The sequence below is a fragment of the Psychrobacter sp. M9-54-1 genome, from assembly GCF_016613355.1.
Classification (GTDB): Bacteria; Pseudomonadota; Gammaproteobacteria; order Pseudomonadales; family Moraxellaceae; genus Psychrobacter; species Psychrobacter faecalis.
In genome coordinates, this window is the sequence record NZ_JADGFW010000032.1 from 1 (window position 1) to 10306 (window position 10306).

Annotated in this window: 10 protein-coding genes; 8 read left to right on the forward strand and 2 right to left on the reverse strand. The window is 37.9% G+C overall.

Features of this window, described 5'->3' with window-relative positions; translation table 11 throughout:
* The 3 genes from IQ457_RS11535 to IQ457_RS11545 all read left to right on the forward strand — a co-directional run.
* Window positions 1-1106 (forward strand): HNH endonuclease (locus IQ457_RS11535; RefSeq protein WP_242465434.1); only part of this gene is annotated, 1106 nt, incomplete at its 5' end.
* A gap of 19 nt (window positions 1107-1125) precedes the next feature.
* Complete coding sequence (locus IQ457_RS11540; protein ID WP_200663400.1) at window positions 1126-1776, forward strand: class I SAM-dependent methyltransferase; 651 nt, start codon at window positions 1126-1128, stop codon at window positions 1774-1776.
* 45 nt (window positions 1777-1821) lie between these two features.
* Window positions 1822-2568 carry a hypothetical protein gene (locus tag IQ457_RS11545; protein WP_200663402.1) on the forward strand — a complete coding sequence of 249 codons (747 nt, stop codon included), beginning with the start codon at window positions 1822-1824 and terminating at the stop codon, window positions 2566-2568.
* 227 nt (window positions 2569-2795) lie between these two features.
* Here IQ457_RS11545 and IQ457_RS11550 read toward each other — a convergent pair whose 3' ends face one another.
* Both IQ457_RS11550 and IQ457_RS11555 read right to left on the reverse strand, forming a co-directional pair.
* Window positions 2796-5057: a DUF262 domain-containing protein gene (locus tag IQ457_RS11550; RefSeq protein ID WP_200663404.1), complete on the reverse strand. Its 2262-nt coding sequence runs from the start codon at window positions 5055-5057 to the stop codon at window positions 2796-2798.
* 14 nt (window positions 5058-5071) lie between these two features.
* Entirely contained in the window at window positions 5072-6553 is a 1482-nt protein-coding gene (locus IQ457_RS11555; RefSeq protein ID WP_200663405.1) for a DUF262 domain-containing protein, read from the reverse strand.
* A gap of 185 nt (window positions 6554-6738) precedes the next feature.
* Here IQ457_RS11555 and IQ457_RS13670 point away from each other — a divergent pair, with 185 nt between their 5' ends.
* The 5 genes from IQ457_RS13670 (at window position 6739) to IQ457_RS11575 (ending at window position 10021) form a co-directional block, all read left to right on the forward strand.
* Window positions 6739-6867 (forward strand): hypothetical protein, encoded by a 129-nt coding sequence (locus IQ457_RS13670; RefSeq protein WP_274600274.1) that lies wholly within the window; start codon window positions 6739-6741, stop codon window positions 6865-6867.
* Between the two features lie 21 nt (window positions 6868-6888).
* Window positions 6889-7596, forward strand: a complete 708-nt coding sequence (locus IQ457_RS11560; RefSeq protein ID WP_242465435.1) for a PP2C family protein-serine/threonine phosphatase — start codon at window positions 6889-6891, stop codon at window positions 7594-7596.
* A 148-nt stretch (window positions 7597-7744) separates the two neighbouring features.
* Window positions 7745-8746 (forward strand): helix-turn-helix transcriptional regulator, encoded by a 1002-nt coding sequence (locus tag IQ457_RS11565; protein ID WP_242465436.1) that lies wholly within the window; start codon window positions 7745-7747, stop codon window positions 8744-8746.
* An 18-nt stretch (window positions 8747-8764) separates the two neighbouring features.
* Window positions 8765-9262 carry a DUF1810 family protein gene (locus tag IQ457_RS11570; RefSeq protein WP_200663409.1) on the forward strand — a complete coding sequence of 166 codons (498 nt, stop codon included), beginning with the start codon at window positions 8765-8767 and terminating at the stop codon, window positions 9260-9262.
* Between the two features lie 132 nt (window positions 9263-9394).
* Window positions 9395-10021 carry a hypothetical protein gene (locus tag IQ457_RS11575; protein ID WP_200663411.1) on the forward strand — a complete coding sequence of 209 codons (627 nt, stop codon included), beginning with the start codon at window positions 9395-9397 and terminating at the stop codon, window positions 10019-10021.
* The last annotated feature ends 285 nt before the right edge of the window (window positions 10022-10306 follow it).

The following is a 10306-nucleotide window of genomic DNA, read 5'->3' on the forward strand; positions in this document are numbered from 1 at the left end:
ATATTAGGTCTCCGACAATCCCGGGGCGGTTCAGGATTATTATTGTGCCCTCTGCTGACTTTCAGCTTAACTTTCTAAGACGTATTCAATGGTTGCTTGAGTCTAGCTCTTACACGTCTACCTATAAATTCGCTTTATTAATGGCGATGACAAACCTTTCTATAGAATCAGCTATTAGTGATAATAGCGAGCGCAGTATGTCATATGAAGAGTTAGCTGAGCAGTTTGTTCAGCTTTATTGGACACAAACACTACCATTTTCACATCAAGATGATGACTCCGTATTGAAACAGAGTAATGCAGGGGGGCAAGCTAAGGTTATTACTAGCATACTGAAGTTGCAACAAAAGACTAAAACTACCAGCATACGTGTAGCTCGGACGCGTGATATTAGAAAGTGGCAGTCAACGATTAAAGAGGTTGCTCAGACCATTAAAAACAACCCAGCAAAGTATTTACAAAGTGCACAAGATAAGGTCAGTCGTGAATTTTTATATGTTTATAATCCTAAAGCAAACGCGATAGTATTGATGCCTGGAATCGCATATTGTTTTACCCGTTTCAGTCAGATAATTCATAAACTCTGTCAGCAATACTGGACTGATTTTGTGCGTAAAAACCGTCACAATCAACCTTACTTTAGCGATGATATTGACCTACAAAAATTTCTATTTCATCAATCAAGACAAAGCTTAAAGGTCTTGGAGTCCATATTGATTGACACCCAACAAGGGCAGTGCTTCTATTGTCATAAAGCTTTAAAAAATAATATCGAGGTCGATCATTTCATTCCTTGGTCGAAATACCCCATTGATACCACTCACAACTTCGTACTTACTGATCATCGCTGTAACAACAGCAAACGTGACTATCTTGCTGAAGAGCTGTTCTATGAGAAGTGGTTAGAGCGCAATCAACAACACGGTCATACGATTGAACAGGAAGCAGAAACCATAGGCTTTATAACCAACCAGCAACGCTCAGAGACGATTAGCCAGTGGGCTTATCAAATAGCAGTAGAGCATGAGGATTTAGTCTGGTCACCACAACCAAGTATAAAGTTGCGGCCAATTAATCCTGACTTATTGCCACAGCTTCGAGCCTGATAAATAGATATGTCACCTTATGACCAAACAAGCATCTAAAGGCACCCTTAACTATTATGATGAAAATGCCGTTGAGTTTGCCATTAAAACGGCACACATAGATATGCATGATTTATACGAGCTATTTCTTAATCAGCTACCTAAAAGAGACACGCAGTCTATTTTAGATGTGGGCTGTGGCTCAGGCAGAGATGCAAATCACTTTGCTGAACAGGGTTATGAGGTAACAGCGATAGATGCCAGCGCCGAATTAATTCAGTGGGCTCAGCGACATCATATGTCGAGTAAAATTGATTGGCACCACTTAGACTTTAGCGGTATTGAAAAGCATCCTTGGAAGAATAAGTTTACTGGCATTTGGGCTTGTGCCTCATTGTTACACGTGCCATTTCTTGAGCTGCCTTTCGTTATAAAGTTATTATTAAAAACCTTGACTGATGAAGGCGTGATGTACTTATCATTTAAATATGGAAAAGGGGAGCGAATAGATAATGAGCGCTTCTTTTGTGATATGGATGAATTACGCTGGAAAACCATTGTAGCTAAAATACCGCATGTGATTGAATACCATATCTGGTTGTCGGCCGATAAAAGAGCCGACTGTAAAGATGCATGGTTTAATGTGATGATCAAACGAGAAAATAATCATATTAGAATTTCTGTAAAATGATGAGTAACAACTGACGATAACTGACATAAAACTTGGTAGGTAGATATGAGTGAGTCAATAGAACTTTTAAGATTGTTCGAGTCAGATAGCCGAATGAATAAGTTCCAAGACTTGTTTAAACAGCTCATCTATGTTCTGTCAGAAGAAAACATTGAATATGTGATTATTGGCACAGTTGCATACTCAGAGTATGCACCTCCTCGTGCGACCACCAACATTAATTTCATGATCTCTAAAAGTGACTGCTATAAACTTGAAAGCGTTCTTAAAGAATATGAGATTGATTTTATATGGAATGCCTACCAACAGCTCATCATTGCTGTCAAAGATGAAAGTGATGAGACTAAAAAATATCCTCTCGAACTTTCATTCCAAAGTACCCATAAAGGTCTTACATTGAGTCAGCCCATACCTAAAGAGATATTTAGTGTGGCTGATGTACCTGTCGCTAGCCCTGAAATATTAGTGGCTCTATGGTGTTTGGCAGCAAGTAATGGCCACTCTAAGTCTTATTACGATGCCCAAATGATGATTAAGCTAAAGTTAGCAGATGTTGATAGATGCATTGCTGTGATTGAAAGTCTTCATGAAACTAATGCCAATAAAGTATTGCGCTCAATTCTCACAGGTAATGCTATGTATGTCGATACAATAGATATGGATGAAGCGCTTATTAGGCTGTCTGATTTAATCCAAACTCAAGAAGACATTGAGTTGGCTAAAGCTCATCGTTATCAAGCGGCGCAAGAGCGTCGACGTAAACTCATTAGTGCTAAGTTAAGGGAAAAATAATAGAGCCTTTCCTAAAAACTGTGTAACTGCTTATAATCCACTAACAGGAGAATAAGCAATGACTAACCAATCTGACCTTAAAAAACTGGCCGAGCAAATGGCCAGCAGCATGAACTGACCCCTGCCGTCAAATCCGTACAGTTAAACTTGGGAGATTTTAGTTACGCAGCCTGACAATAAAAAGGCGTATGACACGGTTTTGAGTGAGTCTTTCTATATCGTCTACGTTACTCATGAGGTATACCTGCTAGCTCTAGATTTAGTCCTTGCATCATAACGTTTAACATTTCAGTTTCATGTTTAGCAATCATTTTTTTATCCCACGTGTCTGGCTTGCCTTGTATGCACTCAATCATTTTCAGTAGCTTTAAGCTATCGATTTGCCCGCTTTGAATATCTCCGCTTTGAGAGAAATACTTTACTTTAACATCAGGCATGTCATTACTCACACGTGAATTGAGGCTATGGCTAATCAAACATAAATTGCCAAAAGAGTGCAACAGTGAATCTTTTGAGCCTTTATCTTCCAAAAATATACTGTCGTTTCGCTTATTTTGGGGATAAAAATGCTCTACAGAGCTTCTAGCGGTAAAGGTAAACTTAGGATAGTTACCGTTTAACCAAAGCAAATAATCTAAATAATTGAACACAAAAATGTTGCGGATATTGCCATACCTGAGATACTGCTTAATTTGTATATGTAGATTATCAGGATTCAAGTTATCCTCAGCATGTTCAGCCAATAGCTTATTGAAGTCTGAGGTCTGATAAATGATTTGATGGTAATCATCAGGCTCATCAGTCAAATAACGTCTTAACATAAAGGCGCGAGCTATTTCTTCTAAATGGTTAAGATACGCTACGCTATTAAGCCCCATTTTATCGTATTGATAATGCGTACAAGCGTAATATAAAACGGCATTAAGCCAATGCTTATAGTTCGTAGTAGGGGTTGAGACATGAAAAGCACTTTGCAACATTACTAGCTTGTCATTGTCACTCTCAAAGCTATTTTTGTAGTAGCTGTTTTTTTTGTCTTCATTCTTGATCAGTTTATTAAGTGTCCACTGTCCTTTACTGTCTTGAGTGTTGCGCTTTATTATGAACTGATCAAAGATGAATTTGCTTTTAAGTAAGGCGTATATAAAAGTCTTTACTTGAGATAAAGGCGTTATTTGATCGTTAGTTTCTATACTTTGATCAGTATCTGAGATATGAGTATTTTCTAAGCTGGATGGTTTTAAAATAAAGGTTTCAAACTGGGTTAGAAGCTGTTTGTCATCAAGTGCAATGTCCTGTTTATATGAGGACTGCAGGTTCACCATGATTCTCAAAGCATGTAAAAGAAAGCTTGAGAAGTTAACTAAGCTATAGTAAGTCTCACTATTACCGTCATCTTCTTCTTTATCAGCAGTATTACTAGGGTTAGGTGGACTGTCAAAATTATCGTCAAGAATGTCATAAAGAGAGGGAAGTGGCTTTGCTTTATTGTTTTGAGCGTCGTCATTACAGCCAGAATATTGGTCATTATCTGGCTGGGAATTGTTGGGGTAATCATACTCTTTATATATATTAAGCAACTCATCAAAATCTTTAGGCTGCAAAAGAGTTAAATTATCTGAGAATAACTTGAAACGTAAAGTAGGGTTAAAGCCATACTGTACGTATTTATTCATGTTGGCGCAAGCTTCCCAGATATTATGAATCAAGGCTTTGGCTGATTGTTTGTCCGCAAGAGCTATCTCATTTTCGTCTGCCTTTTCAATGACTGATAACAAACGCGCTTTAATAATTTCATGCTTCTCTAATTGCTCGCCTCGGTTATTCATAACTTCAAAATAATGGTTTAAATCTGTTTCGTCAGGCACAGGCACACGAGCAATTTGTACATATTGAAATAGATAATCACAAAACTCTTCAAAGGTTGTAGTGGATTGTTGGTTCTCATTATTAGGTGTAATAAATTTACTTTCCATTACTTCGCTAATAGACTTATAGCCGTTGATAATAGCGGGATTTAGCTTAGCTTCATGAAGGTGCTCATAGGTTTCTAGATTTTCATTTAGTAGTAGTTCTAATGTCTGAGTAGATTTCGGACGGCTTTCAAACTCAATATTTTGTTCTTTATACCATGACATATCATAGTCGCTATCTATAGTTGTAAAGTAATTCTTTAGATATATGATTAATAAGCTCAAAGTAGTAAAGCGTTGTTGGCCATCAATAACTTCAAACACTTTACGTTTTGAGGATAGCTGCGGTCTTTCAAATACCACCAGTGTACCTAGATAATAGTTCTTATATTCCTTTGAGTTTTTCGCATCAATTTGAGCATCCATAATATCGACAATAAGCTGTTCAATTTCACTATTGCCCCAAGCATAATTACGCTGATACATTGGGATAAGGTAGTGCTCGGTACCGTTAAGCAGCCCCTTTGGTGTTAGTAGTATCACTTGCTCGGTTGCGCTCGGATTATAGTTTTTCATAATTTTATTTTTCTCTATTTATCAGTCAAATAGTTTAGGTCATCAAATAATTGGTATATGTCGTTATCAGTTTTCTTATTAGACTCTTTTATGTCATTGCCTCTTAGAGGGTGAACACCAGCGATCCATACTTCTTTAGGCAATGTAGCGTCTTTGATACGTTTGAATAACATACCGTCAACTGCATGGTTATCCATCGTTGCGAGTTTTACCGCATATTGTTTTAGGCGTATTTTATATGCCCAAATAAATATGATCTCTATAACCTGAGATAAGTCTTGCATACCAAATTTATCAACATAATAGATCAGTGCATTATCAAATAAGTTACGAGTATATTTGTCACCCTGACGCCACTTATCATTATAAGTATCTAATACCTTAACAATATTCGATGCTCGTTCATTCAAGGTTTGGTTATAGACAGTTACAGAGGAATGGTTGTCTTTATTCTCTGATGCGTGTGCACTATCAATCGTTTTCGTACGCTCAATAAGCGTATCGTAATATTCAACCATTTCAAAAAAACGACGACCGTTGACTATCTTTTGGTCTAACTGAAACGGGTAGTTCATTGCTTGAGCATCAATATGACGGTGCATATTGCTATTATAGTCATCAACAAAATGATGCGTGATCATCATAGCTTTTGCATAGTGCGGTAAATTTTGTTTATGTAGAGACACTCCTTTAAAAATATCTACATGGCGACTGGCAAAGTTGCGGGCCGGTTTATTATCTATCCAGCGCTTAATCCTAAATAAGTGCTGACTAAACAACCTATTTAATTCGTCATCTTCCAAACTTTCCCAATGAGCAACAGTTTGCGCTTTAATATTTGGATTGAGCCGTTCATCATAGGCGCTGAACTCACGTAAATGAAAAGCCTTTAATAAGTCATGAGGATATAACTCTTTACCGCGAGAGTTCTGTGAATCAAAAAACTGAAAGGCTTCTGATTCATCTTTCAATATAAAGATCACTACCTCACACTGATTTAGCAAGAAGTCGATATGCTCGATGCTGAGCTCACCACGGCTTATAATGCGTAGTATCTCTTGAAAGTTTGAATGCAAGTTGTAGATGGATATATCGCTAGAAAATTCTTGTTTTTTAGCTAAAACGGGTACGGTATTGGCTAGCTCGCCTAATATTTTTCCGATAGCTTTTATTTCTGTAGGTTCAGTTGAGTTATCAGCACGATAATGTTTGATAATCGCCATGACAGTAAGCATCAGCGTTAGGGTGCGCTGTTGACCATCGACAATGTTGAGTACGTCTTTATCATCTTTGTCTTTAGACTTATGAAGCACGATAGTGCCAAGGCGATAGGCTGGCTTGTTACATTGCGTCTTAATGTCATTGAATAAGCTTGCGATATTGTGCTGATTCCATTTGTAAGGGCGCTGATACTCAGGGATAGTTAGTAGGCATTCATTCAGTAACTGCTTTACTGAGATTATCGTTCTGTTTTGGAGGGTTACTGATTCACTCATAATTAGTGGTTATCCTTAAATTTACAGAATTATATAATAAACATTAGTTTTTTAGATAGCCGGTTTTTCATTTATTGAATTAATATCTATATCGTTAATAATCTAGCATAGCGTATAACCTGTAAATTTATTTTATAGGTTATGCGCTATACTAACCTTTATGATAAACATACAGGCTTACCATCATGTCTACTTCTCTCAATAACTGTCCTTTAAACGATACTTCCTCTATCGCCCAAGCCTGTGCAATTACCTTTCAAGGTAATGCCAGTAATAACCTGCAGCAAGACGCTTTTTTCTTTTTAGATCACTGATATCAAGAAGACTTAGGAGTAATGGCAGTGACACCAGTTGTATCACTATTTTGTTTAGCAGTATCTGATGGCGTGGCAAGCTCTAATTACTCACAACATTGCTCAAAGGCAGTGGTAAAAGCAGTTAGTCGGCTATGGAGCGAGCATAAGAGCATACGTTCAGAGACTATTCATCAGCTGATTAATAAAACCAAGCATTCATCTAAGCGTCATGGTGCAGCAGCAACTCTCGCAATGATTGTCGGAGAGTTAAATAGTGGTGGAACAATAAAGGCAAGGATAACGCATGTAGGTGACAGTCGTATTTATTTGCTGCCCAAAGGCGCGGCACAATGGCAGTGTCTGACACGCGATCATAATTTACTGAACGAGCTTATTGACCAGAAGGCACAGGAGCAAGGCCGCCAAGCAGAGTTTGCAGACTATAACCGAGAAGGGATGGCAGGGAGTTTATATAGCATTACTGAATGCTTTGCATTGACTAGTGATAGCAGTTATCTAAATAGTGAAGCGCCAGAAAGCATGTCTCAAACGATTGATGTTAATAGTGGCGATTGTATCTTGGTTTGTACGGATGGCATTCATGATTTAGTGCCAAGTCATGAATGGCAACCTGTCAGTGCGGAGACAGATTTACAGGAATGGCTAATCACTCTTAAGAATCAAGTCTATGATTCAGATGGCAATGCTTATGACAATGGAACAGCTATTTTGCTTCGTTTTGATTGAACCATTGTTTTAGTAATGAAGCTGTAAACTTACCACTGAACGATTTAACTGAGAAACTCATATGCCCACGCACCCAATCGCAAGCTATACAAAGTCGACACGTCTATTTGCTTTATATCAATGTTTGCCTCGGAGTGAGGCTGATGCTATGTCATTAACAGAGATTATGGTTGGTTATGGTGACGATTCAGATAATTTCGCTAATGAACGTAAAAACTTAGAGAATGATCTGATTACCTTAAACCAAATATTTAACGATATTTTTTATAGTGACGCATTAATGAGAGTGCCAGCATGGGGGCAGAATATCAGTGGACAGACAGCACGCTTTTATATTGAGCCTAGCTTTAGCATCGATATTATCAATGAGCGAACGGTGTTCTTTTGGGAGATGCTAGATAAATATACTGCAAACTATTTACCAGTATCTTTTAAGCAAAATATCACAGATAAGCTCACCCAATTAGGTCGGCACAATAAGACTAGTTTCCATCAAAGTAAGCTAGGGCAATGGCAAGATTATCTCATTACCTTGCCGAGCATAGTGCAAGCACCGACGCTTGACAATGACGTGATTGCCAGTATTCACCAAGCTCTGCTAAATAGACTGCAACTTAAAATAAGCTATCAAAATAAATGGCATGGCAGTTCTGCTGAAAGAGTCATCTATCCCAAAGGACTTATCTTTATTGACAATATGATCTACCTCACAGGCTTTAATCCTACTGATGATCATATCGATGATGAAGTACTGTTAAAAGCGCATCGTAATTTTGCAGTCAGTCGTATCACTGAGGCAGGAGTCATAGATAAACCTGTCCCTGATTGGGTAGGGCGAGATACTTTTTCATTAGATAATTTGAATAAATTGGGTAAGTTAGAACCGAATGATAATGCCCAGATAAAACTGGTTTTAAGAGTGCAAAAATACGCTTGTCAGCATTTATACGAGCGTCCGTTATCTACTGATCAAGTCATTACGGTTGTCGATGATACTTGGAATCAAGTCAGCGCTACTGTAGCTAATACGCTTCGTCTGCAAGATTGGTTGGTCAGTATGTCGCAGCTCGCCGTGGTTGTTGGGCCAAGTGAGCTGAAAACAGTGATTCTTGAGCGTTTACAGAGTGGGATAGAGCTTTATGAAAGCTAATTACATAGGAGAAGTACTGTGAATGAGGATTTTTTTAACGATTTTATCCAAGCTCAAAATACTGTTTATCCATCGATTATTGAGGAGTTAACCGAAGGGTGTAAGCGTACCCATTGGATGTGGTTTGTTTTTCCACAAGTAAAAGGGTTAGGGCGGAGTACAATGGCTCGGCGTTTTGCAATTGAGAGTCTAGAGCAAGCAAAGGAGTATTTGCAGCACGACGTGCTTGGAGCACGGTTGAGAGAGTGTGCTGAATTACTATTATTGCACCCTGATAAAAATGTTTTAGAAGTTTTCGGCTCAATCGATACGCTGAAATTACACTCTTCGCTTACGTTGTTTACTTTAGCGTCCTCTGATAAAAAATGTGTTTTTAACGAGCTTTTGGATCAGTATTTTGAATGCAGTTACGATATAAACTCTATCAGAATGTTAAAGCAAATTAATGATCAGCAAGCTAAGTCAATAAAACTGAACGAGACCCCAACAGATGATTTAATCCTTAGTGAGGATTGAACTTCAATAAACGAATTATGCCAGATGATAAATGTCTTAGAGACTGTGCGAGCGCTCTACTGCCGTCAAATCTCGCCAGAGTTTGATGCTTTTGACTACCTTCAAACTCTTTAATGATCAGTGAGCATGACCATGAAATATCAGATTGATGACTCGTATAGAGATGATATACCTAGTGCTGTTCTATATCGACAAACCATGGATCATTACCCAAAGTCTGTTATTGGTTGCTTTATCATCAGTGATGCTTGGGATGAGGAGGCGCTAATAGAGTTAAAAGAGAAGTCAGAGGCTTGTTTTTTAGTAGGCTTGCAAATAGATGATTATGATTTTGAGCGCTTAGATATTATGGAAGGCGTTGTTAGATGTCAGCCAGATGAAGTAAACGAGGTCATTAGAGTGCTTGATGTAAAATCTGCAAGTACTTTTATTGGTATAGATGTGGTAGATATCAAAAGTCTGTTTGAGTGTGGCAGTTTATTTCAATTCATCCAAGTAAGTGCCAAAGGTGAATCTGAAACAGATTTAATAAAAGTAACAACGCATAATCTTGTGGATCAACTTTCGACAGCACGCAATACTAAAGCATTGTTTATTGGAATGGAGAGCGTCCAAAGTTTACCACTGGAAGCTTTTGCTTATATATCAGAAGCTGTTGAATCGTTGTTATCTAATGATGATGCGTCTATCTATTACCGTTCAAGTGTGACTGATGAGCCTAACTCTTTTCATTTAAAAGCTATATATGCCTTGGCATAGCTCAGTTTTGAGTGCAGTGTGGAATAGTACATGAACTGGTTTGGATATTCCTTCAAGTTATCAAACCCCGATATTAATAACGTAACCTAAGAAAAGTAAATTTCATACCCTAGCGCTTTACACTATATAGATAATAGCATATAGAGCTTTTCCGATTTGTCAGAGTAAGATTGTTCTACGGCATATGCAAATATTGATGATATTTTAAACACCATAATATTGAGGGGTTTACTATCTAATAAGTTATAGTTTTAACCCCACTCTCAACTTCGAAAGTGATTGAAA

Excerpts from the sequence above, each read along its gene's own strand:
- IQ457_RS11540 (WP_200663400.1), top strand. The coding sequence starts at position 1,126 with ATGACCAAACAAGCATCTAAAGGCACCCTTAACTATTATGATGAAAAT.
- IQ457_RS11545 (WP_200663402.1), top strand. The coding sequence starts at position 1,822 with ATGAGTGAGTCAATAGAACTTTTAAGATTGTTCGAGTCAGATAGCCGA.
- IQ457_RS11550 (WP_200663404.1), bottom strand. The coding sequence starts at position 5,057 with ATGAAAAACTATAATCCGAGCGCAACCGAGCAAGTGATACTACTAACA.
- IQ457_RS11555 (WP_200663405.1), bottom strand. The coding sequence starts at position 6,553 with ATGAGTGAATCAGTAACCCTCCAAAACAGAACGATAATCTCAGTAAAG.
- IQ457_RS13670 (WP_274600274.1), top strand. The coding sequence starts at position 6,739 with ATGTCTACTTCTCTCAATAACTGTCCTTTAAACGATACTTCCTCTATC.
- IQ457_RS11560 (WP_242465435.1), top strand. The coding sequence starts at position 6,889 with ATGGCAGTGACACCAGTTGTATCACTATTTTGTTTAGCAGTATCTGAT.
- IQ457_RS11565 (WP_242465436.1), top strand. The coding sequence starts at position 7,745 with ATGTCATTAACAGAGATTATGGTTGGTTATGGTGACGATTCAGATAAT.
- IQ457_RS11575 (WP_200663411.1), top strand. The coding sequence starts at position 9,395 with ATGAAATATCAGATTGATGACTCGTATAGAGATGATATACCTAGTGCT.